The following is a 25,195-nucleotide window of genomic DNA, read 5'->3' on the forward strand; positions in this document are numbered from 1 at the left end:
CTTAAATAACAATCTCTTAAATCTTCCGTTTTAAACGATATACATATGCTAATATTTCGGCAACAGCCTTAAAAAATGGTTCAGGAATCACATCGCCAATCTCCGTCTGACTATACAGCGCTCGAGCTAACGGCCGATTCTCTATGGTTACGACATCATGCTCTTTCGCTAGTTGTTTGATTTTCAGCGCAAGATGATCGACGCCCTTGGCAACGACAACGGGAGCATCCATTTTCCCATCCTCATATTTTAAGGCAACAGCATAATGGGTAGGATTGGTAATGACTACGTCCGCTTTTGGCACTTCTTGCATCATTCGCTTCATCGCCATTTCCCGTTGTTTTTGCTTTATTTTAGATTTAATAAGGGGGTCCCCTTCGGTCTTCTTAAACTCATCTTTCACTTCTTGCTTTGACATCCGGATGTTTTTTTCAAAATCAAACCGCTGGTACAAATAATCCAAAAAGGCAAGAAACAAAAGAGCAGCCGATGCGTAAAGCCCCATGCGCACAGCCAAACTAGCTAACGAGCTTAATGTCGTTTCCAGCGATTTAGTAGTCAGCAGCAAAATTTGGTCAAGCTTCAACCATAAAACAAAAAAGGTCACAAAACCGACAATGGCGATTTTTAAAATGGATTTTAACAGCTCTACAATTGAGCGCAATGACAGCATTCGCTTAAAGCCTTGAATGGGGTCTAGCTTGCTCAGCTTCATTTGCAGCGGCTCTGCGGTAAATAAAAAGCCCACCTGCAAAAAATTCCCTAAAAATGCTCCAGCCAACGCTACTAAAAAAATCGGCGCCATAATCCCGGCCAAATTTTTTAATATGGAAAAAAACAGCGCTTGAATGGAGCTTACCGTCACATCTTCCAACATATAGTGCTGAAGCGAATTACGAAAAAGACGCAAAAACGCTTCTTTGTACAGTTCCCCTGAGAATAGCAGAATAACGAACACAAGCAACAGCACAATGGCCGTATTCACATCTGCACTTTTGGCTACTTGGCCTTTTTGCCGAACTTCTTGACGCTTGCGAGGCGTCGCTTTCTCTGTTTTTTCCTCAGCAAAAAACTGCAAATCTAAGCGCAAGCTGCTCATTTACCTGCCCCCTACTAGCTTCATTAAGTCACGCATGGCAACAAACATGGCGTCAAACAAATGCTGGGCAGCGACAAACAAAGCGGTCATCGTGACCATTAACAGAAGAAAGCTCACAATGATCTTCACAGGCAATCCAACGACAAAAATATTAAGCTGAGGTACAGCTCTTGCCACAATTCCTAACGCAATATCCACTAAAAACAAGCAGCCAACGATAGGAGCCGACATTTGAAAAGCAATAATAAACATTTCACTGAATATTTTCAAAATGTACTCCGCGACGTTTCCTTGATCGAATGCAAATGTGTATTGAATCGGAATCCACTGGTAGCTATAAAACACACCATCTAGCAAAACATGATGGCCATTTAATGCTAGCAGCAACAACAGCGCAAAGGTGTACAAATATTGCCCGGTTAATGGGCTTTGCGCTCCTGTTTGCGGGTCAATAACGTTGGCAATGGCAAATCCCATTTGAAAATCGATCAAGCCACCTACAATTTGAATCGCCGACATCATCATATAAGCGGCCAAACCGATAAAAAGGCCAACGGCTACTTCCTTTAAAACAAGCAGTACATACATTTCATCTAGCGCAATCGGCTCTTTTTTCATTCCTAAGAACATTAGCCAGCTGATAAAGAAGGATAAGCCGATTTTATGCACATTAGGAATCGTTCGGTACGAAAATAGCGGCAATGTCGTAAAAAAAGCAGCCACACGGGCAAATATCAGTAAAAATAATGGAAAATAAGACAATACCTGATCCATATTTATCAGCCTATAAATCTTGTTAAATTATTAAAGATGTCATACGCATAGGAAACTAAACGTGACAGCATCCATGGTCCGAAAAAAACAAGACCGAGCAGCACCGCGACAATTTTGGGGACAAATGCAAGAGTCTGCTCTTGAATTTGCGTTGTTGCTTGGAAAATGCTGATGAAAAGTCCAACGGCAAGCGCAAGCAGCAAAAGCGGGCCGCAAACCACTAAAATCATGTATACTCCTCGTTCAGCAAGTTGAATGACGACATTTGCATTCATATTCGCTCACCTACTTTATTTTTAGAAGCTTTCCAATAATGACTTCACCACTAAATACCAGCCATCAACAAGAACAAACAATAAAATTTTAAACGGCAGTGAAATCATCACCGGTGGAAGCATCATCATCCCCATCGACATCAGCACGCTTGCCACGACCATATCAATCACTAAAAATGGAATAAAAATCATAAATCCCATCTGGAAGGCCGTTTTTATTTCACTGATCGCAAACGCAGGCACAAGAGTTGTTAATGGAATATCTTGAACATTTTTCGGTTTGGATGCACCGCTATATGATAAAAATAATGCCAAATCCTTTTGCCGCGTATGCTCGCTCATAAACTCTTTAATCGGCACAGAAGCCCGTTCATATGCTTGCTCTAAATTGATTTTTTGCGCAAACAGCGGCTGAAGCGCTTGATCGTTTACTTGCTTAAACGTCGGCGCCATAATAAAAAAGGTCAAAAAGAGCGCCAATCCAAGCAACACCTGATTGGGCGGCATCTGTTGCGTCCCCAGCGAAGTGCGGACAAACGATAAAACAATGATAATGCGGGTAAAGCATGTCATCATGATTAAAATGCCCGGGGCAATCGACAGCACCGTCAGCAATAACAAAAGTTTGACAGACATTGAGACGTTTTCAGGAGCAACTTGATTAAAAAACTGCATAAATTCATTCATCGGACGTTGTTCCCTTCTGTTCAATCTGCTTTAACAGCTTTTGGCGTTCACGAGCCACTTCTTGCATTTGTTTAGCAAATAACTCACGAAACGATGATTCCCCGGAAGGAGAAGATTCTTTTTTTCTTATCAGACGATTCCACAGCTGAAAAATCTTCGCGTTTGGCTCCAGCAATTGCTGCAATGATTGATTGTGTAGAGATAATAGCTCCTTGATTTCTTTTTCATCCTCAATCTCCTGCAATAGCTGAACAGATTCTCCAACCCCGACCACTAAAATGCGTTTGCCAATTTTTATCACTTGCACTGAACGATTGGTGCCAACGCTTGTTCCGCCAAGATTCTCAATTAAACCGCCACGGCTGGATAGTAAACGCCCGCGCTGATTCATAAATCGCAATAGCCCATAAATAAGCAAAAGAACAAATAGTGTAGCAAAAATGAGCTTAAACACATCCCATACCGTAATAGGGGATGCTGCCGCTGCTTGCGATGATGGTTTGCCTGCGCCGCTCGATTCGGCAGGCTGCTTGTCCTCTTGACATTTTTCCGGATGCTCCAAGCATTGCTTCACAGTCGGAGATTGCTCCGCAAATACAGGCGCTCCTGTTTGCGAAGCAATCATAGCAGTAAACCATACAAACAATAACATGACTCGAACTCGAAACAAATTCGTTCCACCTCTTGCGCTTAGCCCAGCGTTTTATTAATGGCTTCAATGACGCGATCCGCTTGGAACGGCTTGACGATAAAGTCTTTAGCACCAGCTTGAATGGCATCAATGACCATCGCTTGTTGTCCCATAGCCGAGCACATAATCACTTTCGCATTGCCGTCAATTTTTTTAATTTCCTTCAATGCTGTAATTCCGTCCATTTCTGGCATCGTGATATCCATTGTCACAAGATCTGGGCGCGTTTCTTTGTACTTTTCTACCGCTTGAAGTCCGTCTGCCGCTTCCGCTACCACCTCGTGTCCATTTTTCGTTAAAATATCTTTAATCATCATTCTCATAAATGCTGCATCATCTACAATTAATATTTTGGCCATTTCCAACTACCTCCTACATTATCTTAAATTTTTTAAGCGGTCACTTTGACTAATGATATCTGTCACGCGTACGCCAAAATTCTCATCAATAACAACGACCTCACCCTTGGCGATGAGTTTGTTATTGACTAGTATATCTACCGGCTCGCCTGCCAGCTTATCCAGCTCAATAATGGATCCGGAGGAAAGATTTAAAATATCTTGTACCGACCGCTTCGTCCGGCCTAGCTCGACGGTGACTTGCAGCGGGATATCAAGAAGCATGTTTAAATTCCGCGCTTCGGCTTCTGCCAACGGCGCTGGCTCAAAGCTTGCGAAATCAGCAGGCTGAACCTGACGCTGTCCAGCCGATACATATGTGCCAAAATGGTTGGGCGCATACGCTGCCGGCTGTGCCGCATGCGGATAAGGCTGAGCGATCTCTGGTTGAGCCGATGCAGCCGGCTGATCATATGCAGATCCTGGCAGTTGAGAAGATCCCGCAGCTGATGGTGACACAACGCTGCTGGCCGGAGCTGTTTTCGTCTCGATTTTATCGGATACCGACTCACTGGAGCTAGACATTTGCAATAAATTTTGCACTAACTCCTTAGCAAAATCAATCGGTAATAGCTGCATAATATTTGAATCAATTAACGTTCCTATTTTCAAACGGAACGATACCTTCACTAGAACGCTTTCTGGCGGTAAATACTCAAGCCCCTCTCCCTCTTTAATATCTAGCAAATGAAGGCTTGGTGGAGAAATATCTACTTTTTTCCCAAAAATCGTGGACATAGAGGTGGCCGCTGACCCCATCATTTGATTCATCGCTTCCTGCACAGCACTTAATTGGATTTCTCCTAATAAATCCATCGGGTTTTGCCCGTTTCCGCCTAGCATAAGATCCGCAATAATCGCCGCATCTGATTGCTTAATGACAAGCAAATTCGTTCCTAAAAAACCCTCTGTATAATTGACTTGAATCGCCACGTACGGATGCGGAAATTCATTTTCGACATCCTCGCGATGAATGATGGACACGTTGGGTGTCGTAATTTCCACCTTTTGATTTAATAAAACGGAAAGAGCCGTTGCAGAGCTGCCAAACGAGATATTCCCAATTTCCCCCAAAGCGTCTTGTTCCATTGTTGAGAGTACCTCATCAATCGTTGGAGAGTCATTGGCTCCATCCGCTCCGCGCAACAAGGCATCAATTTCATCTTGGGATAACATATCATCACTCATCATTGTTGTCTTCTCCCCCTTTCAATGTATCTAACACTTGCACTGCCAATCGCTTGTTGACTTTTCCTGGCTGACCGATAAATTTCGGAACATCCCCGATTTTAATGATTAAAGGCTGCTGGATCATTTGATCTAATTGAATCACATCCCCAACATCAAGCTGCAAAAATTCCTGGATTGTAATCATCGCCTTCCCTAGCTCAGCAATGACCGGGATTTGGGCGATTTTAATTCCTTGCTCAAGCGATGTTACCTCTTCAGGCACTCTGTCTTTTTTTTGCGTCTGCATCCAATAATGCACAGACAGGCGAGGAATAATGGGCTCAAGCACAACATGTGGAATACAAATATTGATCATTCCGCTCGTTTCAGCAATTTGCGTATTAAGTGAAATCACCACCACTGTTTCATTCGGCGAAACCATTTGCAAAAATTGAGGATTCACCTCAAACTCCGCTAAAATCGGATCGATCTCGATAATGGATTCCCATGCATCCCGCAAATGACTGAACGCTTTTTCGAACAAATTAGACATAATCCGCATTTCAATCTCTGTCAAATTGTCCACTTTATTAATACTTGTCCCGCGTCCCCCCATGACACGATCAAGCATGGCGTAAGCAACATTTGGATTGACTTCCATGACGATATGCCCGTCTAGCGGCGGCACCTCAAAAACGTTTAAAATCGTCATTTTAGGAATGGAACGAATAAATTCTTCATATGGAATTTGATCGGCTGATGCCACCGAAATTTGTACATATGTCCGCAGCTGAGCGGAAAAAAAGGTGGTTAATAATCTTGCAAAATTTTCATGAATGCGCGTAAGGCTACGTATTTGATCTTTGGAGAAGCGAAGGGCGCGTTTAAAGTCGTATACTTTTACCCGTTTGTCCTCTTCTTCTTTTTTTAGCTCCTCTGCATCCATTTCTCCCGTTGATAGCGCCGCCAAAAGGGCATCGATTTCACTTTGTGATAGTACTTCGCCAGACACTGTTTTCACCTCCTAGCCCAAGTTATTGGAGGATGAAGGAAGTAATATAAACTTGCTCCACTTTTCCATCTTGCATAATTTGATTGATTTTCTCTTTTAATCGAGCCTTCAAATGGGTTTTTCCTTGCTCTCCGTTAAAATCCGCCGGTTTCATTTGCGATAGCTGTTCAATAATGATATCTTTCATTTGGAAATCTCGCTTCTCCGCCTCTGCTTTTGCGTCTTCATTGTTCATTTGAATTTTAAAGGAGATTTTAATAAAGCTTCCATCTGCTAGATTGGTTGTAATTTCCGGTACGTCGACAGAGCTTTCTAAAATTTCATCTGCTGTCGGCGCCGTTTGTTGTTTATCGCCTGTAAATTTAAAGATGATGACTAAAGCCACAGCGGCGACTAACGTAATCGTCACCAATATCATCAATGTCACTTTCCATAGCTTACTCATGGTCCTGCCCCTCCACATTTTTAGAAACCCCTAAAATCGAAATTTGCTGATAAAATTCTTTTACCAGCTCTACTACCTCTTTTTCCGACTCACGGACAACAAATTTTTTACCATTCGTCAGCGTAATCGTTGTATCCGGAAAAGCTTCGATTTGTTCTATGTATATCGCATTTAAGGTAAACGATTTTCCATTCAGCCGCGTTAATGTGATCATATGTATTAGGGCACTAGACAGAGCCTAGTGCCCTCCCCCCTTAATTATTTCTTTAGATTGACAAGCTCTTGCAAAATCTCATCCGATGTTGTAATAATGCGTGTATTCGCTTGAAATCCGCGCTGCGCGACAATCATTTCCGTAAACTCTTCCGATAGATCGACATTGGACATTTCAAGCGCACCAGGAACAATTTTGCCTGCTCCGCCTACTCCCGGAGAAGTTAACGTCTCCGCACCAGAGTTCGTTGTTGAGCGGAAAAGATTGTCTCCAACCTTCTCTAATCCATCGTTATTTGCAAATTTCGCTAATTCAATTCGACCAGCAACCTGCAAAGTTCCTGTGTTATCGACGTAGTTTACTGTGCCATCTGAACCAATACTAAGACTTTGCGCTGTTGTTGGGATTTGAATGCGAGTGTTACCATTGCCGAGCAAGTAACGTCCATCAGCGCTAACAATATAGCCTTGAGAATCAAGATAAAAATTTCCTGCTCTTGTGTATAGTCTGTTATTTCCAGAGTTATCACCTAAAACAAAGAATCCATCTCCTGAAATGGCCAAATCAAGCACACGAGCAGTAGTTTGCAAACTTCCTTGCGTCTGAACAGTATCAATTGCCGCAAGCTGCGCCCCTAATCCGACTTGTTTTGGATTCACCCCGCCGCTGTTCGCTGTTGGAGCACTTGCACCCGCGATTTGTTGACTAACTAAATCTTTAAAAATGGTACGGCCCTTCTTAAACCCATACGTATTCACATTCGCAATATTGTTTCCGATCACATCTAATTTCACTTGGAAGTTTTTCATTCCGCTAATTCCAGAATACATTGAACGAAGCATATAATCCCTCTCCCTTGTTCAGATTTATCCATTATGGAGTTTCTACTTTGATAATTTGCTTGTTGGAAATCTCCTGACCATTATCAAGCTCTAAAAAGATTTCATTGTTTCTTTGGGAAACTGATTTCACCATACCGCTCGCTGGATTTTCCGACGTATCGGCCTCATCGCTGGTATCCATCCAATACACTTTTTTGCCTATCATTTCACTATAAAGCAAAATCGCGTTATCGCTTTGCATTTGCATAAATCCTTGCATGGCAGCTGCCAGATTCGTGATTTGCTCCAGCGTGGAGAAATTGGCCATTTGCGCAATAAACTCTTTATCCTCCATTGGATTTAATGGATCTTGATTTTGCAGCTGAACCAGCAAAATTTTTAAAAAATCGTCTTTGCCAAGAACACTGTCTCCCGTCTGCCGCTCCGGAGGCGTATAATTGCTTAACAATAAGTTGGGATCAATGGTATTTGCCATCTTTGACCGCTCCTATGCTTCAATATTTAACAATTCATGAAGAAAAGACTCCTGAAATGGAAGCTCCTTGTCTTGCTCAAACGGCTGGCGCTGTTCTTGATCAGGTTGTCCCTCTCTGTTTCGCTCGTGCTGACTGAATGATTGTTCATAAGAAGGCAACGGTGAGTGTGCGCGCACATCAAATTGCTCGATTGTAACGTGCTGAGCTGGTATCACATGAGCCATTTGCTGGATGTTTGCTTCTATTAGTTCTTTTGCCGAACGGCTTGAGGCGATGATTTTCGCCATCATCTGTCCGTTTTCCTGAACAAGCTTTACTGTCAACGTTCCTAAATGTTCTGGATGAAGGCGAATCACAAGCTGTGATTGTCCATTTCCTAAATTGGTGAATTTACTCGATTTTATAATACTTGTAAATTGCCGGATTAGTTGCTCGCTGCTACCATTAGCCGAGGTGTTCTCAGGCAGTGAAATGACCGGCTCTGTATTTTGCGAAAACAGCGTTGGTTGAGCCTGATTGAAAAACGGCTGAGCCATTGTTTGAACATCCCCCTGCTTGTGATTCGCGGCCTTCGTTAACTGAGCCAGCGAATCCGGATGATATCCGGCAGTCGAGCTGAAGGCTGAAGAAAAGCTGCTAGGTGGAAAGGTCAGCTGATGTGGATAGCTCCCGTTTCGATAGGTGTTGACAGCTGCGGCTGCTCCTCCATTGAAAAGCGCCGAAAAACGGCCATTCCGAGGATCACTGCTCGCTTGCTGAGCCTTTTTGTTTTGCAAGAAATTTACCAATGTTTCTACATTGATCATTGGTCCCAACTCATCGCGATTTGGCTGCAATGACAGCCATTCCTCCAATAACGATATTGGCTCTGCGCCCTGCGCGCTATTGTTCTGCATCCATGTCATTTGTTCTGAGAGCATTTGTTTTATCCATGCAGCCGTTTGCGGAACGCTGGATGGCTGAAGAGAAGCTGGGTTTGTTTCAAACTGCTCATGCAACGTCTGCTGCATATCAGCCGGCAGCAGCAGCAAGAGCAAATCCACCCATTTGGTCAACAGATCGTCTTGGTGTTCATTTCGTTCTATATGGTCTTTTGTTGCCATCTCATTTGCTTTCATGCTGGAATCTGCAGAATCAAACGTCGCCGATTGAAGCAGCTGCTGAAATAAACTTCCTTCTTGTGTTTGTCCTTTTGCGTTCAACGTTTGTGCCTTATCCCCAGAAACCGAAGAAGACGGAAAAAGCGATTGAGTATAAGTGCCAATTCTCATGATCTCCCCTCCTTTCCTAATTATTAGCCGCTTGGGCTGCTTTCGTTAGTAGCGCCGTATATTTAGCTGCTTCTTCCGGAGACATTTTTTCCAGAATAGCGGCGGCCTTCTCGCTGCCTAATATCGCAAGAATGTTAAGCGCCTCCTGATCCGACATTTTCGGAATGATGGCGGCGGCATTTTTCGGTGACATTTCTCCATACATTTGAGCAACATCTTGAACAGTGAGTTTTTTTGCTTCGGTTGTTGGTGATGTGTCGGTCTGCTGCTGGGATTCCAGTTGGGCATTTAACCGTTCAATTTCTTTCTTTAGTGCTTCAATTTCACTCTGTTTATTTTTGACTTCGGTTTCAAGCTTTTTCACTTGTGCCGTTTTTTCTTCGAGCGTAGCTTGCTTCTCCAACATATTCTCCTTTAAAGCCTGCTCAGATGATGGCTGCTTGCTACCGACTAACTGTGAAATCCCTGGAAGATCAGCACCGTACTTTTTGGCGATGTCAAACACATTCACTCCTGCAATCGTGGTAATAATCAGTGCCAATGTGATTGTAAACAATAATGGGATGATGATGACAAACAAGAACCATTGCAGCTTGCTTACTTTTTCTTCTTTTTCCATTTCTTGCTCCTTCATCGTCTCACCTAATTTCTGCGATTCACAAATTGTTGAATTGAGATTTCATCCATCCAGTGATTTTCCATAGTTTGAATAGCTTGAAGCACAGCTGCTATATGCTTGTCTTTCATTTTTTCATATTTTTTTACTTCAATATTCGCTTCAGCTACCTTTGTTTGCTTGAGAAACATTTGCTCACGCGTTTCGATCACAAGCTGCTGATAATGAGAAATGGTGCGCTCCAAATTCATGACAAATTGCCGAAAATGACGAATGTCTTGAATGGGCAATCCATTTTTTAATTTTTGCTTGTACATTTCCTCGTAATCTTCTTTTTGCTTCAGAAAATGGTACAGCTTTTCCGCTGCTTCTTCAAAGCGCTTCACCGCTTCGTTATATTCTCCTAGCGCTCTCTCTTTTTCTTTTTCTCTAATGGTCAATATTTTTTCAAATTTAAACACATGCTCCATGTTTTATTCACCCCGAATGTACAAGCTGAAGCAGTTCTTGAATGCTCTCTTCTTTTGTCAATTTTTCGTGAGTATCTTGTTTTAAAAATGCAAGCAGCTTTGGATAGTAGCGAATGGCTTCGTCAATGTCTTTAGAAGAACCTCTTTTATACGCACCGATATTAATTAAATCTTCCGCGTTTATATAGGTTGAAAGAAGATGACGGAATCGTTCAGCTGCCGCTTTATGCTCTGGCCCAATAATATAATTCATGACACGGCTGATGCTTTTCAAAACATTAATAGCTGGATACTGACCTTTATTCGCCAAGCTTCTCTCAAGAACAAAATGCCCATCTAAAATTCCTCGGACCGTATCAGCAATCGGTTCATTCATATCGTCACCATCTACTAAAACCGTATAAAAAGCCGTAATGGTTCCGTGTTCATTTGTTCCTGTCCGTTCCAGCAATTTGGGCAAAATGGCAAAAACAGAAGGAGTATAGCCCTTGGTTGTCGGCGGCTCACCGATCGCTAGTCCCACTTCCCGCTGCGCCATGGCCACACGTGTCACGGAATCCATCATCAGCATGACATTCATTCCCCTATTGCGAAAATATTCGGCAATAGCCGTTGCGGTATAGGCGCCTTTAATTCTCATAAGCGCAGGCTGATCTGATGTCGCAACCACCACAACGGAACGAGCCAAGCCTTCAGGGCCGAGATCTCGTTCGATAAACTCCCGCACTTCACGTCCCCGTTCGCCAATAAGCGCAATCACATTTAGGTCTGCGTTTGTGTTGCGGGCAATCATCCCAAGAAGTGTACTCTTGCCTACTCCTGAACCAGCAAATATGCCCACACGCTGTCCTTTTCCTACTGTCAGCAAGCTATCGATCAATCTGACTCCTACTTCCACCGGTTCATCAATCGGCGGTCTTGACAGCGGATTAGGCGGCTCTTGCTCAATCGAAATGGAGCGCAGCCCTTTAGGGAGAAGGCTACCATCAAGAGGCTGGCCAAGCGAATCAAGAACCTTGCCGATTAGATCCATTCCCGCTTTTATTTGCAGCGGCTGGCCTGTCGCTTCCACTATGCATCCCGGCGAAATATCTTGAACGGTTGAAAAAGGCATTAAAAGCACATGCTGTTCGCGAAATCCTACCACCTCAGCAGCAATCTTCTGCTTCTTTCTTCCTCCGCCCACATGAATAAAGCAAACATCGCCAATGGAGCTTTCAGGACCTTTTGATTCAATCATTAATCCAATCACGCGCGTTACTTTACCAAATCGCTTATACGAATCAATGGTTTCGATCTCTTGAAAAAGAGCTGGCCAATTCAAAAAATTACTCCTCCTCAAGCCACTTAAGCAGCTTTTGTTTGATTTGTTGCAATTGAGTGTCAACACTTGCATCAATGCGGCCAAAAGGCGTTTCAATCATGCAGCCGCCCTCTGCTAACCGTTCGTCAGGATAAATAAAAATGTCTACTGGCTGACTAAAAATCGCCCTTAATTCATCCTTTTGCTGAACAAGTGTTTGATAATGCAATGGATGAACATATAGCTTCACTTCTGATTGTTCCCTAACCTCCTTGATCGCTCTTTGCACAAGATGAAGGAAGGAATCGTGATTTTCCGCCAGCTTTTCCCCCAATATTCGCTCCGCTACCTTTAAGCCGATCAACAGGATGGTTTCTTTTGATGATTCAATTTGTTCATAAAACTGTTGGTTGGTTGTTTGCACGATGTTTCTTGCTTCATTCATTAATTCTTGAAAAGCATGAAGCGCTTCATTTTTTCCTTGACTATATCCGGCTTCATATCCTTCTTGTTGCGCTGCCGCCATAAGCCGCTGTTTTTCGGCCAACCAATTTTCCTTCTCTTGCCATATGTTTTCTTTCAAAGACTGGCAATATTGTTCTGCTTCTTGCTTCATCAGCTTCGCTTCTTCCTTTGCTTGCTCAATGATGAACTGAGCGTGAGCATGTCCATCTATTTCTTGCGAAACGGCTGAGGCTGCTGGCTGCGGAAAATAATGCTTCACTTCAATTACTTTTTTGCTGCCATGGGACGTTGTTGTAAAAGGAGCTTTGATCACATTAGACAATAATATCATCTCCTCCGCCGCGCGCTACAACGATTTCTCCAGCTTCTTCAAGACGGCGAATGACCGCAACAATACGCGATTGTGCTTCCTCCACATCGCGGAGGCGAACCGGTCCCATAAACTCCATCTCCTCTTTGAAGGTTTCCGCCATACGCGTCGACATATTGCGAAAGACGATTTCTTTCACTTCATCACTTGAAACTTTCAGTGCCAGCATTAAATCATTGTTATCAACTTCACGAATGACACGCTGAATCGCACGGTTATCAAGGGTAACAATATCTTCGAAGACAAACATTCGTTTCTTGATTTCTTCTGCAAGCTCTGGATCTTGAATTTCAAGCGCATCTAAAATCGTTCTTTCCGTGCTTCGGTCTACACCGTTTAAAACTTCCACCACCGCTTCGATGCCACCTGTTTGCGTGTAATCTTGGACAACGGTCGTTGAAAGCTTCCGTTCTAAAATTTGCTCAACTTCGTTGATCACCTCAGGCGACGTACTGTCCATCAGCGCAATTCGGCGCGCGATATCCGCCTGCATTTCCTGCGGCAGCGACGACAGAATCTGGCCAGCTTGCGCCGGATCTAAATAGGAAAGCACAAGAGCGATCGTCTGTGGATGTTCATTTTGAATAAAGTTCAACAGCTGAGCCGGATCGGCTTTGCGAGCAAAGTCAAACGGCCGCACCATTAAAGCGGATGTTAAACGGTTAATAATGTTCAGCGCTTTTTCCGAGCCAAGCGCTTTTTCAAGTACTTCTTTCGCGTAAGCAATGCCGCCTTGAGCAATATAATCCTGCGCTAAAGCAATTTGATGAAACTCCTCCAGCACTTCCTCTTTTTCTTGCGTCGCTACTTGGCGAACATTAGAAATCTCAAGTGTGAGCTTTTCAATTTCTTCCTCCGATAAATGCTTATAGACAGATGCTGATACATCTGGTCCAAGAGAAATGAGGAGTATGGCAGCTTTCTGTTTGCCTGTTAATTCTCCTTTTCTCTCTTTTTTGGCCATCTTCATTCCTCCTAGTCCTCAGCCAACCACGTTCTTAGCAATTGAGCAAATTCATCCGGCTTCTCTCGTGCCAATTTTTCAAGCTGCTTGCGTCGAATTGTCACTTCTGTTTCCCGTTCCTCCGTCACATCAGGAAGATCGGATAAAGGAGGCTGTTCAATAAAGTCTTCCTCTTCTTCCTCCACCCTTTTCCGTCTGCGCAGCAAGAAGTAAATCAGTAAGCCGATAATAGCAGCAGCACCAATTCCCCCTGCAATATACGCCCATGTCGGAATGGTTGGCTGCGGCTGTGCAAAATCGGTTTTCCCATTAAATTTTTGCACAGATACGACGATGCGGTTTTGGATATCTTGATCGCTTAACGTTTGACCATCCTGCTTATCAATCGAAGTTCGAACGATCGTACCTAAAATCTTCTGAATATCATCAATGGTTTGCTGCGATAAAGAGTTAGGATTTTGGGGATTTGGTGGTTCAACCATCACTTGGATCCCTAAATCTCTTACTTTGTATGGACTTTCAACAATATTCTTTTTAATTCTGTTTACTTCATTATTGATCGTTTCTTCTGTTTTTTCATAATCGCCATTTGAGCCGTCAGTTGCTGCTTGATAGCCTGGAATGTCATTTTCACCGGTCCCGGCCACTCCTCCTGGTTGGGCACCTTGTCCAGAATAAGTTTCTCTAATCCGCTGCACACTGACAGCAATTCCTTCATTGTTTTGCTCATCAACCGGGGTCACTAAATTTTCCTCACGGTTCTCCTGCGTAAAATCAACATCCGCTGTAACCGATACAACCACTTTGTCTTGTCCCATCATCGTGCCTAACATTTGTTGGACTTGTCGCTGGATATCGCGTTCAATTTGCTTTTTGATTTCGTTTTGCTGCGTAAACGCCGTAGCTGTCGAATTTTCTTCATTATTTTTTAGATCAAAATACTGAAAATATTGATTCATCATGACGATATTATCAGTAGGAAGATTCGGAACACTTTTTGACACGAGATGATAGAGCGCTCTAACTTGCTCATCTGTAAATTTGTATCCTGGCTTTGTTTTAAGAACGACTGAAGCGGACGCCTCTCCTTGATCCTCTGACGCAAATACGGACTGCTGGGGAAGATTAATCATGACTTTGGCATCCTCGACCCCATCAATATTTTTAATCAGATTGGCCAATTCTGTTTGCATCGCTTTGAGTTTTACTACATTAAATTCGTTATCTGTCATCCCAAAGCTTGCATTTTTTCCAAAAAAGGAGTAGTCGATGCTTCCGCTGTTCGGAATCCCTTCGGCCGCTAATTCCACCTTCAGTGTATTCGCCATTTTCTCCGGCACTTCAATCGTGGTTCCGTTATCGGTCACTTGGGAATCGATTCCCTTTTGATCGAGCGTCGCTTTAATTTGTCCAGCTTCCTGCGGCGAAAGGTTGCTATATAATGGTACAAAGCTCGTTCTTGTGGCAAAAAATGACGCAACCCCAACAATGACAAGAAAAAGAAGAAGAGCACCTAGCGCCATGGCTTTTTGAGCCTTCGTTCTCCCCCTCCAAAACGATGTGGATCGGTTGAGCCATTCTTTCACTCTTTCATTCATACATAATATTCCCCCGATTATTGCGATAATAGATTGCCAGTTTGTTAGCGCGTTGATTATACTTGCATTCTCATCATTTCTTGGTATGCCTCAACAGCTTTATTTCGGACTTCCACTGCTAACTGCAAAGAAATGCCGGCTTTTTGAGCAGCGATCATGACTTGATGCAGATCAACGTTTTCTCCTTTAACTAGCTTATCGGTTAGTTGGTCGGCTGCAACCTGCTGGTCGTTTACCTGCTGAATCGCATCTTTCAAAAAGTTAGCAAACGATTTTTGCACATCCGCTGCCTTTATAGACGAAGAGGGCGCTGCAGTCGAAAAAAAGCTGTTCTGTATCCCGTTAATCATTTTTTACTCTCCTTTATTTTCCGATTTCTAAAGCCTTGACTAACATGCCTTTTGTTGCATTGAACACTGTCACATTGGCTTCATAAGAACGGGTTGCGCTCATTAAATCTACCATTTCTTTTAGAGGATCGACATTTGGGAGCTGTACATATCCATCTTGGTTAGCATCCGGATTGGTCGGGTCGTAAACAAGCTTAAAAGGCGTTTCATCTTCGACGATTTTGGCGACCCTTACTCCCCCTCCAACCGACGCCTGTCCATCTATTGCCTTTTGAAGATAAGAAGAAAAACCGCCTTCATTCGGCTCCAATACGACCATCTTGCGTCGATATGGCTGCCATTGTCCGTCGACAAATTGGGCACGCGTTGTATCCACATTCGCCATATTGGAGGAAATGACATCCATCCGCAAACGCTGCGCCGTTAATGCAGAAGCCGTGGTATTTAGGCTTTGAAAAATGGACATACATTACTTCCCTCCTTTAATAACCGTTTTTAAAGAATTGAACTTCCCATTTAATCTCTCGATCAATGCGTTGTAATAAATTTGATTTTCCGCTAATTCCGACATTTCTCTATCTACATCGACACTGTTTCCATTATGATTGTATACCATATCACTTCTTGTCGTCACTAAAAAATTGCCAGTATTTTTACTAGCAAATGCAAAATGCTTCGGATTCGTTCGATAAGCTTCAAACGAAGACATAGCCTGATCTAGTTCGGTTTTAAAACGAACCTCCTTTGCTTTGTAATTTGGCGTATCGGCATTCGCAATGTTATTGGCAATCACCTTTTGCTTTAGCGACGCATAGTCCAATCCTTGCTCTAAGCGCGCAAATGTTGGTGAAAAGATTTCCAAGCGTAATCCCCTCTTTTTTTCTTTTTTCGACAATATTTGATATTCTATATTTTAAAATAACGCCTAAATGATGTATAGCCGGAATATTGTACTATTTTTTCATAGGAATTGATATTAGCTTGTATCGTTATTAAACATACGCACAATAGCGTAAATGCCTCTTTCCTTTCTTTTCATCTCTATAGATTCGGATTGAAAAATCGACATAAGCTAAACATGAATGTTGACTAAAAAACATGGAAGCGATGTTGTTCAATCGTCCGTCTGATCCTTACCTGCTTATTTGAAGAAGAAATATAGTTGCATTGGATTGCACTTCCGAAGCAAAATGGTTAGCTTCGTTCGAGATAGATAAAAAAGAGCTGCCAAAAAAGCAGCTCTTGCATTAGTTTGTTTTTAATTTTTCAAGCTCTGTTAAAAACTTATCGTTTAATACTTTAATATACGTTCCTTTCATACCAAGAGAACGAGATTCAATGACGCCTGCACTCTCAAGCTTGCGAAGCGCGTTGACAATGACCGAACGCGTAATGCCCACTCGGTCAGCGATTTTGCTGGCAACAAGCAGCCCCTCTGTTCCTTCTAACTCTTCAAAAATGTGCTCGATTGCCTCAAGCTCGCTGTAGGATAACGAGCTGATCGCCATTTGTACAACCGCTTTGCTTCTTGCTTCTTCTTCAATTTCTTCTGCTTTTTCACGCAAGATTTCCATACCAACGACAGTAGCTCCATATTCAGCCAAGATGAGATCATCATCCTCAAATTGGCGGTCAAGTCTGGACAAAATCAGCGTGCCCAGGCGTTCTCCCCCCCCATTAATCGGCACAATCGTCGTTAACCCGGTTTTAAATAAATCTCGGTTTTCTACTGGAAACGCCGTATATTCGCTGTTAATATCCAAATTAGGAGAGGTCTCCGTAATATTGAACAGACTATTGGTATATTCTTCTGGGAATTGGCGATCCTCAAGCATTTTTTTCATCCGCTCATTTTCAATCGATTGCTTAATCGCAAAGCCTAATAGCTTCCCACGGCGGCTGACGACAAAAATATTAGCTTCAATCACTTCGCAAAGAGTTTCTGCCATCTCTTTAAAGTTTACAGGCTTTCCGGCTGCTTTCTGTAACATCGCATTAATCGTTCGTGTTTTCTGTAACAAATTCATGATCTATATCCTCCTATTCAAATTCATTTACAAAATAAATTCGCTTAAGTCTTTATTTTTTACAATATTACCTAATTTTTGTTCAACATATTGCGGTGTAATTACCACTTTTTCTAGTGCAATATCAGGCGCTTCAAATGATAGATCCTCAAGCAGCTTCTCCAGAATTGTATGAAGCCGTCTTGCCCCGATATTGTCTGTTGTTTGATTGACTTCAAACGCCACTTCAGCAATCTTACGAATAGCATCGTCAGAAAATTCAAGTTGTATACCTTCTGTAGCAAGAAGAGCCATATATTGTTTAATCAGAGCATTGTCAGGCTCAATAAGAATCTTCACAAAATCATCTACCGTCAACTTGGATAGTTCTACCCGAATCGGGAAGCGCCCTTGCAACTCAGGAATCAAATCGGACGGCTTCGACATATGAAACGCTCCAGCAGCAATGAACAAAACATAGTCTGTTTTGACAGGACCATATTTTGTCATCACCGTTGAGCCTTCTACGATCGGTAAAATGTCGCGCTGCACCCCTTCACGTGATACATCGGCTGAAGAAGCGCTCTGGCCCTTTCTGGCAATTTTGTCGATTTCATCAATAAAAATAATACCAGACTGTTCTGCCAGCTGCACCGCCTCTTGTGTCACTTCATCCATATCGATCAGCTTTTGCGCTTCTTCATTGGTTAACACTTTTCGTGCTTCACTTACCTTCAATTTTCGTTTTTTGAGCCGTTTTGGCATCAAACTGCTTAAAGCATCCTGCATATTCATGCCCATCTGCTCAATGCCGGCCCCTTGCAAAAAATCAAAAACAGTCGTTTGCTGCTCTTCGATTTCCACCGTCACCAATTCGTCCTCAAGCTCACCATTGGCAAGCTGGGCAGCTACCTGTTTCCGTTTTTGCTCGATATGTTGGTCATCTTGGCCGTAAGTCGTCGAATCCTGCTGTGATGTTTGGCCGCCAAATAGCATCTCAAGCGGATTTTTGATCGTCTGCTTCGGTTTTCCAGGAACTAAAAGCTCGATGAGACGTTTATTGGCTTGCTGCTCAGCGCGATCTTTCACTTCATACATTTTCCGCTCTTTCACTAAACGAACAGATGTTTCAACAAGATCTCTCACCATAGACTCAACATCGCGTCCAACATAGCCAACCTCTGTAAACTTCGTTGCTTCCACTTTGACAAACGGCGCCCCGACAAGCTTAGCGATTCTTCTCGCAATCTCGGTTTTCCCTACTCCTGTGGGACCGATCATCAATATATTTTTAGGTACGATCTCGTCGCGCAGCTTTTCATCAAGCAAACTGCGCCGATAGCGATTTCTTAGCGCAACCGCGACTGCTTTTTTGGCTTCTTTTTGACCGACAATAAATTGATCCAGCTTTTCTACAATTTGTCGAGGTGTTAGGTTCATCATTTCTCCCCCTCGCTACAGTTCTTCCACAATAATGTGGCTATTGGTATACACGCAAATATCAGAAGCAATTTCTAAAGCGGCTTTGGCAATTTCCTTAGCCGTCATTTGTCCGCCCGCGTATTGCTTTAAGGCCCGACCAGCAGCAAGCGCGTAGTTTCCTCCTGAACCAATCGCTAAAACGCCATCATCCGGTTCGATCACTTCACCTGTTCCTGATACTAGAAGCAAATGGCGTTCGTCCATCACAATCAGCATCGCTTCCAGTCTTCTCAATATTTTATCGCTGCGCCATTCCTTCGCCAGTTCAACCGCCGCACGTTGCAAGTTCCCATTAAACTCTTCTAATTTCCCTTCGAACATTTCAAACAATGTGAACGCATCCGCAACGGAACCAGCAAATCCCGCTAATACTTTTCCGTTAAAAAGCTTCCGAACTTTTTTAGCTGTATGTTTCATGACCACCGCATTCCCAAAAGTCACTTGGCCATCTCCAGCCATGGCGCAGGCGCCGTTATGTTGAATCGCAAAAATTGTTGTAGCATGGAATTGCTCCATATAAACCCTCCTTTATGGAAGTCTAAGCACGCGGATGCGTGTGCAAATAAACGTGGCGGAGACGATCTTTCGTCACGTGCGTGTATACCTGCGTCGATGAAAGATGCGCATGTCCCAATAGCTCTTGAACGGTGCGCATATCCGCCCCTTCGTTAAGCAAATGGGTGGCAAATGTATGTCTGAATACGTGCGGGCTTACCTTTTGCGTTAATGCAGCCTTCTCCACAACTTCGTTCAAAATATAACGCACCCCTCGAGGTGTTAAAGGACTTCCCCGAAAGTTTAAAAACAAAGAATGATTCGCTGTTTTGCTTTTGGCTAAAAGCTCATTCCGCCCTTTTTGTACATACCGTTCCAGCGCTTGCTTCGCAAAACTACCGAATGGCACATAGCGCTGTTTGTTCCCTTTCCCGTAAATCAAAATGGTTGCAAGGGAAAAATCAATATCAGACAAGTGAATGTGACAACATTCACTAATACGGATGCCCGTCGCATAAAGCAGTTCAATTAACGCTTGATTTCGCTGACCAATCGCTGTATTTAAATCATTGACATGAAATAAGGCTTCTAATTCCTGTTCATATAAAAAACGGGGGATTTTTTGCTCTTTTTTCGGCAATGATGCGAGAGCAAACGGATTTTCCGTTACTTTCTTTTCCCTCATTAAAAATTTATAAAAACTTCGTAAGCTCGAAATCTTTCGGGAAATTGAACGGCTCAGCAGTTGTTCGGCATGCAGCTTCGTCAAATATAATCGAACATCGCTGTACGTTACCTCATCTAAACGTTCCAGCGCCTGTTCATGCATAAACTCGAAAAACTGCTCAATATCGCGTGTATAGCACGCAATAGTATATTGTGAATAGTTTTTTTCGATTTGTAAATATTCTACGAATAATTGTAACGAAATTTTCAAATTTTCCATTCTTAACACCTCACAAGGGCTACTAAATATTAACATAGATTTAGCAGCCCTTGCAATTATTTTTTTATAAAATTCTGAATAGTGTCCAATGCTCGCTTAGCATACTCTTCATTACGGCGCTTTTTATCTTTAATCATTTCTTCAAGAGGGGCAAACAGGCCGAAATTCGCGTTCATTGGCTGAAAATGCTTCGGATTTGTCGACGTAATATAGTGAGCCATGCTGCCAATCGCTGTTTCGGGCGGGAAAACGATCAGCTCCTGGCCGAGCACAAGGCGCGCCGCGTTGATGCCTGCTACCAATCCGGAGGCGGCCGACTCTACATATCCTTCGACTCCCGTCATTTGTCCAGCAAAAAATAAATCCTCTCTCTCCTTCAATTGATAAGTCGGACGGAGAAGTTTTGGCGAGTTAATAAACGTATTGCGATGCATCACTCCATAGCGAACAATTTCCGCATTTTCAAGCCCTGGAATTAAACGGAATACTTCCTTTTGTGCTCCCCATTTCAAATGAGTTTGAAAACCAACGATATTGTATAACGTTCCTGCTGCATCGTCTTGGCGAAGCTGAACTACCGCAAACGGTCTTTTTCCTGTGCGCGGATCTTCGAGGCCGACCGGTTTCATCGGACCAAATAGCAACGTTTTCTTTCCGCGTTTCGCCATGACTTCAATCGGCATGCATCCTTCAAAATAAATTTCTTTTTCAAATTCCTTTAACGGCGCTGTTTCTGCTGAAATAAGCGCTTCATAAAAGCGGTCAAATTCTTCCTCCGTCATCGGGCAATTCAAATAGGCGGCTTCCCCTTTATCATAGCGAGATTTTCTATACACCTTTTCCATATCGATGCTTTCTTTTTCAACAATAGGGGCGGCTGCATCATAAAAATACAAATACTCTTCTCCCGTCAGCTCTTTTAATTTTTCAGATAATGTAGGAGACGTAAGAGGTCCTGTGGCAATAATCGTTGGCCCAGTCGGGATGTCTGTCACTTCCTCACGGATGACCGTTACATTTGGATGGTTTTGAACGAAATCGGTGACACGGGCCGCAAATTCATGCCGATCCACCGCCAGTGCTCCTCCAGCAGGCACAGAGCACTCATCTGCCGCTTTGATGATGACCGAATTGAGCATTCTCATCTCTTCTTTGAGCACGCCAACGGCATTCGTTAACGAATTGGCGCGCAGTGAATTGCTGCAAACCAGCTCAGCGAATTTATCCGTATGATGGGCTGGCGTTTGTTTCACAGGACGCATTTCGTATAAACGGACATGAATGTTGCGGGTAGCAAGCTGCCACGCGGCTTCGCTTCCTGCTAATCCTGCACCAATAACATTGACAATCATGCTTCATTTCCTCCTTCGTTACGCATAAAAACGGTGAGGACTGACGGTCGCCCACCGATCATGCTTGCGGTTTCTCTTGGTAGTCACATTGATTACATTGAACTTGTATGCCTTTTTTTAATTTTTTCTCTACTAGTAATCCTTCACATTTTGGACAAGGGCGCGCAAGCGGTTTATCCCACGACATAAAATCACAGGCTGGAAACTGATCGCATCCATAAAATATTCGCCTTTTCTTGCTGTTTCGTTCAACAAGATTTCCTTCGCCGCATTGCGGACATTTTACACCGATTTCTTTCACGATCGGCTTTGTATGACGACAATCCGGAAAATTGGAGCAGGCAATAAACTTGCCGAATCTTCCCATCTTATAAACCATCGGGCTTCCGCATTCTTCACAATCAATCCCAGCCGGTTCATCCTTGATTTCGACTTCCTTCATCTCTTTTTCCGCAATTTGCAAGCTTTTTTCGAATCCGCTGTAAAATTCATCAATCACTTGAATCCATTGAATTTTCCCCTCTTCAATCTCATCTAAGCTTTTTTCCATTTTCGCTGTAAATTCGACGTCTAAAATCTCTGGGAAAAACTCTAAAATTAATTCCAAGACAATTTCCCCAAGCTCCGTTGGCACAAATCGTTTATTTTCCAGCACAACATAATTGCGCTTTTGAATCGTGTCCAAGGTTGGAGCATAAGTCGACGGGCGACCGATTCCAAGCTCCTCCAGCGTTTTGACTAATCTAGCTTCCGTATAGCGCGGAGGCGGCTGTGTAAAATGTTGCTTCGGTTCTATGTCCTTTCCAATCACTTTTTCTCCTTCTTGAAGGTCAGGAAGTAAACGATCTTGCTCATCCGTCTGGTCATCTGTCCCCTCCACGTATACTTTCATAAATCCAGCAAATTTTACTTTGGAGCCGCTAGCGCGGAAAATCACTCCCCCGTTTTCTAAATCGACACTCATCGTGTCCAAAAGCGCAGGAGCCATTTGACTGGCGACAAATCGTTCCCAAATCAGTTTATAAAGCCGAAATTGATCGCGGCTCAAATATGGCTTTACCGAGCTAGGATCGCGAAATACAGATGTAGGGCGAATCGCTTCGTGAGCATCTTGAGCTGCTGTATTTTTCTTTTCTTTTCGCTTTTCTTGTGCTACGTACTCTGCTCCAAATGCTTTTTCAATATACGAAAGCGCTTCATTTTGCGCTGACTCAGAGACACGTGTTGAGTCCGTGCGCATGTATGTAATTAAACCGACCGTTCCTTCGCTTCCAAGATCAATCCCTTCATAGAGCTGCTGAGCGAGCATCATCGTCTTTTTGGTGCGGAAATTCAGCTTACGCGCCGCTTCTTGTTGCAGAGATGAGGTCGTAAATGGCGGCACCGGGTTTCGCTTTCGCTCCTTTTTCGTTACCGATTTCACCGTAAAATATTGGCCTTTGAGGCGTTCTAAAACGAGCTTGACATCCTTTTCCTGTTTTAAATCGAGTTTTTGTCCATCCAATCCATAAAAAAACGCCGTAAACACTTCATTTTGCTTCACAAATTCCGCTTGAATGGACCAATATTCCTCAGGCTGAAATTCTTTAATTTCTTTTTCGCGATCAATGATCAACCGCAAAGCAACGGATTGCACTCTTCCCGCGCTTAGCCCCTTTTTTACTTTTTTCCAAAGCAACGGGCTAATATTATAGCCTACAAGTCTGTCAAGAACACGTCGAGCTTGCTGGGCATCCACCAAATGCATATTGATCGCCCGAGGATGCTGGAAGGATTCACGGATCGCATCCTTTGTAATCTCATTAAAGACCACACGGCAATCGGAATGAATATCAAGATCAAGCATATGGGCTAGATGCCAAGCGATCGCTTCTCCTTCACGGTCCGGGTCAGCCGCTAAAAAGACTTTTTTCGCTTTTTTAGCCGCTGTTTTCAAATCTTTAATGACTGGCCCCTTGCCGCGAATGGTAATATATTTTGGTTCATAATTATTTTTTATGTCAACGCCCATTTGGCTTTTCGGCAAATCGCGAATATGTCCCATCGAGGCTTTTACTTTATACTTTTTTCCTAAATATCGTTCAATCGTCTTTGCTTTTGCTGGTGATTCAACAATGACGAGATAATCTGACATACCGTTTCCTCCCTTAAGAGGTTATATTTAAAATCTTCATTATTATTAATGATTCTTATGACATTTGTCAAACAAGATGTAAAAAAATTTTTTATTTTAATGGAAAAATAGCGGAGAATTCCTCCATAATATCCCACGAAGAACGGACAAGCTTTGCGCCCATCTGAATCAATTGATTGGTTCCATCTGCCTGCTCAAGAAAAATGGAGCCCGGCACCGCAAACACCTCTCTTCCCGCTTCCAAGGCAAGGGAAGCAGTAATGAGTGAACCGCTTTTCTCTTTTGCTTGAACGACAACCGTTCCAAGCGACAAGCCGCTAATAATCCGATTTCGCAGCGGAAATTGCCATTTTTGCGGCTTTGTGTGCGGCGGATATTCTGAAACCACTAAATGTTCATTCATTAGCTTTTCTGCCAGTGAGCGATTTTGTTTGGGATAAATATGCTCGACTCCTCCGGCAATGACGGCAATCGTTTTTCCCCCGGATTGGACAGCCGTTTGATGCGCAGCTGCATCAATTCCTAAAGCAAGGCCGCTGACAATCGTCCAGTCATGCTGAATCAACGGCGGCACTAAAAGGCGCAGAGCACGAATCCCTTCCTCGGTCGGCTTTCTCGTTCCAACCATACTGATCATTTTACAAGATGAAAGCCATTCAATATTCCCTTTGGCATATAACACCCAAGGCGGGGCAAAGATGTGTTTGAGCCACTTCGGATAAATGTCATCAAAAACAGTAACGATATGAATATTTTTGTCCCTATATGTTTTTATCATACTTTGAATATCAATGGAATGTAAATCTTGGAAAAACAAAGAATATTGTTCGGGAGAAATCGACATGGAGGAAGCAAGAGTTGAATAAGAGAGTGAAAAAATCGAAGAAAGCGATGGATCTTGTTGCAAGAGGCGATGAATCGTTTTCCAGCCTGCACCGCGACAATGATGAAGATGAATCAGACGTTCACGAAGCGAGGTATACATTTCGTCTCTCCTCTCTTAAAATCCTTTCAAACACAGCTGCATCAGACACATATACGGAAACACATGACCACAAATTTTCTTCTTCTGGAACAAGAACACCGCTTGACCAGCGATTTATATAGAGCTGAGCTCACCTGTCAGCCTTTCTTTTTAGCGGCGCCATCCAGTCTAGCTGATTTGAATTCTATCAATCCAATCGGAGGTGTCCGTCAGTATCTATGACGGTCAAAGACCGTCGAAAAAAATAGGATTCTACCTCTGAATAGACTCATGGTTCCGTCTTTTTATTCGATCTCTATCCAAGT

General features: G+C 43.1%; 29 protein-coding genes. All 29 read right to left on the reverse strand.

Annotated features, from left to right (window positions below):
• Positions 1-16: 16 nt before the first annotated feature.
• Complete coding sequence (gene flhB / locus GGQ95_RS01995; protein WP_066147262.1) at positions 17-1,099, reverse strand: flagellar biosynthesis protein FlhB; 1,083 nt, start codon at positions 1,097-1,099, stop codon at positions 17-19.
• On the reverse strand, positions 1,100-1,873 hold the full coding sequence (gene fliR, locus GGQ95_RS02000) for a flagellar biosynthetic protein FliR (RefSeq protein WP_044746128.1): 774 nt from the start codon (positions 1,871-1,873) through the stop codon (positions 1,100-1,102).
• A gap of 5 nt (positions 1,874-1,878) precedes the next feature.
• A complete protein-coding gene (gene fliQ / locus GGQ95_RS02005) occupies positions 1,879-2,148 on the reverse strand; it encodes a flagellar biosynthesis protein FliQ (protein WP_044746129.1) in 270 nt (89 codons plus the stop codon).
• A gap of 21 nt (positions 2,149-2,169) precedes the next feature.
• Entirely contained in the window at positions 2,170-2,835 is a 666-nt protein-coding gene (fliP, locus tag GGQ95_RS02010; protein ID WP_044746130.1) for a flagellar type III secretion system pore protein FliP, read from the reverse strand.
• Positions 2,828-3,505, reverse strand: a complete 678-nt coding sequence (gene fliZ / locus GGQ95_RS02015; protein ID WP_044746131.1) for a flagella biosynthesis regulatory protein FliZ — start codon at positions 3,503-3,505, stop codon at positions 2,828-2,830. Before fliZ ends, fliP begins: the two co-directional genes overlap by 8 nt.
• 20 nt (positions 3,506-3,525) lie before the next feature.
• Positions 3,526-3,885, reverse strand: a complete 360-nt coding sequence (gene cheY, locus GGQ95_RS02020) for a chemotaxis protein CheY (RefSeq protein WP_044746132.1) — start codon at positions 3,883-3,885, stop codon at positions 3,526-3,528.
• 18 nt (positions 3,886-3,903) lie between these two features.
• On the reverse strand, positions 3,904-5,115 hold the full coding sequence (gene fliY, locus GGQ95_RS02025) for a flagellar motor switch phosphatase FliY (RefSeq protein WP_183186276.1): 1,212 nt from the start codon (positions 5,113-5,115) through the stop codon (positions 3,904-3,906).
• The gene (gene fliM, locus GGQ95_RS02030) at positions 5,105-6,106 is read right to left on the reverse strand and encodes a flagellar motor switch protein FliM (RefSeq protein WP_183186277.1); all 1,002 of its coding nucleotides are present in this window, start codon (positions 6,104-6,106) and stop codon (positions 5,105-5,107) included. Before fliM ends, fliY begins: the two co-directional genes overlap by 11 nt.
• A 22-nt stretch (positions 6,107-6,128) precedes the next feature.
• On the reverse strand, positions 6,129-6,551 hold the full coding sequence (gene fliL, locus GGQ95_RS02035) for a flagellar basal body-associated protein FliL (protein WP_044746135.1): 423 nt from the start codon (positions 6,549-6,551) through the stop codon (positions 6,129-6,131).
• Positions 6,544-6,765, reverse strand: coding sequence for a flagellar FlbD family protein (locus GGQ95_RS02040; RefSeq protein WP_044746136.1), 222 nt, complete (start codon positions 6,763-6,765; stop codon positions 6,544-6,546). The genes fliL and GGQ95_RS02040 overlap by 8 nt, the downstream gene beginning before the upstream one ends.
• Positions 6,766-6,809: 44 nt before the next feature.
• A complete protein-coding gene (gene flgG / locus GGQ95_RS02045; protein WP_080860825.1) occupies positions 6,810-7,607 on the reverse strand; it encodes a flagellar basal body rod protein FlgG in 798 nt (265 codons plus the stop codon).
• Between the two features lie 31 nt (positions 7,608-7,638).
• A complete protein-coding gene (gene flgD, locus GGQ95_RS02050) occupies positions 7,639-8,082 on the reverse strand; it encodes a flagellar hook assembly protein FlgD (RefSeq protein ID WP_066147258.1) in 444 nt (147 codons plus the stop codon).
• A gap of 12 nt (positions 8,083-8,094) precedes the next feature.
• Positions 8,095-9,354 carry a flagellar hook-length control protein FliK gene (locus GGQ95_RS02055; protein WP_159719599.1) on the reverse strand — a complete coding sequence of 420 codons (1,260 nt, stop codon included), beginning with the start codon at positions 9,352-9,354 and terminating at the stop codon, positions 8,095-8,097.
• Positions 9,355-9,370: 16 nt separating this feature from the next.
• Positions 9,371-9,988 (reverse strand): MotE family protein, encoded by a 618-nt coding sequence (locus tag GGQ95_RS02060; protein ID WP_066147254.1) that lies wholly within the window; start codon positions 9,986-9,988, stop codon positions 9,371-9,373.
• A gap of 8 nt (positions 9,989-9,996) precedes the next feature.
• Positions 9,997-10,440, reverse strand: coding sequence for a flagellar export protein FliJ (fliJ, locus tag GGQ95_RS02065; protein ID WP_066147252.1), 444 nt, complete (start codon positions 10,438-10,440; stop codon positions 9,997-9,999).
• A 7-nt stretch (positions 10,441-10,447) separates the two neighbouring features.
• Complete coding sequence (gene fliI / locus GGQ95_RS02070; RefSeq protein ID WP_044746142.1) at positions 10,448-11,764, reverse strand: flagellar protein export ATPase FliI; 1,317 nt, start codon at positions 11,762-11,764, stop codon at positions 10,448-10,450.
• Between the two features lie 4 nt (positions 11,765-11,768).
• Entirely contained in the window at positions 11,769-12,539 is a 771-nt protein-coding gene (fliH, locus tag GGQ95_RS02075; protein ID WP_080860830.1) for a flagellar assembly protein FliH, read from the reverse strand.
• Positions 12,523-13,542 carry a flagellar motor switch protein FliG gene (gene fliG / locus GGQ95_RS02080; protein WP_044746144.1) on the reverse strand — a complete coding sequence of 340 codons (1,020 nt, stop codon included), beginning with the start codon at positions 13,540-13,542 and terminating at the stop codon, positions 12,523-12,525. Before fliG ends, fliH begins: the two co-directional genes overlap by 17 nt.
• 11 nt (positions 13,543-13,553) lie before the next feature.
• Positions 13,554-15,140: a flagellar basal-body MS-ring/collar protein FliF gene (gene fliF, locus GGQ95_RS02085; RefSeq protein ID WP_066147249.1), complete on the reverse strand. Its 1,587-nt coding sequence runs from the start codon at positions 15,138-15,140 to the stop codon at positions 13,554-13,556.
• 56 nt (positions 15,141-15,196) lie between these two features.
• Positions 15,197-15,490 carry a flagellar hook-basal body complex protein FliE gene (fliE, locus tag GGQ95_RS02090; protein ID WP_044746146.1) on the reverse strand — a complete coding sequence of 98 codons (294 nt, stop codon included), beginning with the start codon at positions 15,488-15,490 and terminating at the stop codon, positions 15,197-15,199.
• Between the two features lie 13 nt (positions 15,491-15,503).
• Positions 15,504-15,956 carry a flagellar basal body rod protein FlgC gene (gene flgC / locus GGQ95_RS02095; RefSeq protein ID WP_044746147.1) on the reverse strand — a complete coding sequence of 151 codons (453 nt, stop codon included), beginning with the start codon at positions 15,954-15,956 and terminating at the stop codon, positions 15,504-15,506.
• A 3-nt stretch (positions 15,957-15,959) separates the two neighbouring features.
• Entirely contained in the window at positions 15,960-16,352 is a 393-nt protein-coding gene (gene flgB, locus GGQ95_RS02100; protein ID WP_066147247.1) for a flagellar basal body rod protein FlgB, read from the reverse strand.
• 385 nt (positions 16,353-16,737) lie between these two features.
• Positions 16,738-17,517, reverse strand: a complete 780-nt coding sequence (gene codY, locus GGQ95_RS02105; RefSeq protein ID WP_044746149.1) for a GTP-sensing pleiotropic transcriptional regulator CodY — start codon at positions 17,515-17,517, stop codon at positions 16,738-16,740.
• 27 nt (positions 17,518-17,544) lie between these two features.
• A complete protein-coding gene (gene hslU, locus GGQ95_RS02110) occupies positions 17,545-18,936 on the reverse strand; it encodes an ATP-dependent protease ATPase subunit HslU (protein ID WP_369815491.1) in 1,392 nt (463 codons plus the stop codon).
• A gap of 15 nt (positions 18,937-18,951) precedes the next feature.
• Entirely contained in the window at positions 18,952-19,494 is a 543-nt protein-coding gene (gene hslV, locus GGQ95_RS02115) for an ATP-dependent protease subunit HslV (protein ID WP_066147245.1), read from the reverse strand.
• A 22-nt stretch (positions 19,495-19,516) separates the two neighbouring features.
• Positions 19,517-20,419, reverse strand: a complete 903-nt coding sequence (xerC, locus tag GGQ95_RS02120; protein ID WP_066147243.1) for a tyrosine recombinase XerC — start codon at positions 20,417-20,419, stop codon at positions 19,517-19,519.
• Positions 20,420-20,475: 56 nt separating this feature from the next.
• Positions 20,476-21,771 carry an FADH(2)-oxidizing methylenetetrahydrofolate--tRNA-(uracil(54)-C(5))-methyltransferase TrmFO gene (gene trmFO, locus GGQ95_RS02125; RefSeq protein ID WP_044746153.1) on the reverse strand — a complete coding sequence of 432 codons (1,296 nt, stop codon included), beginning with the start codon at positions 21,769-21,771 and terminating at the stop codon, positions 20,476-20,478.
• Between the two features lie 58 nt (positions 21,772-21,829).
• A complete protein-coding gene (gene topA, locus GGQ95_RS02130; RefSeq protein ID WP_044746154.1) occupies positions 21,830-23,905 on the reverse strand; it encodes a type I DNA topoisomerase in 2,076 nt (691 codons plus the stop codon).
• 91 nt (positions 23,906-23,996) lie between these two features.
• The gene (dprA, locus tag GGQ95_RS02135; protein ID WP_066147241.1) at positions 23,997-24,890 is read right to left on the reverse strand and encodes a DNA-processing protein DprA; all 894 of its coding nucleotides are present in this window, start codon (positions 24,888-24,890) and stop codon (positions 23,997-23,999) included.
• Positions 24,891-25,195: the final 305 nt, after the last annotated feature.

Source organism: Anoxybacteroides rupiense (assembly GCF_014196195.1).
In the GTDB taxonomy this organism is placed as follows: Bacteria; Bacillota; Bacilli; order Bacillales; family Anoxybacillaceae; genus Anoxybacteroides; species Anoxybacteroides rupiense.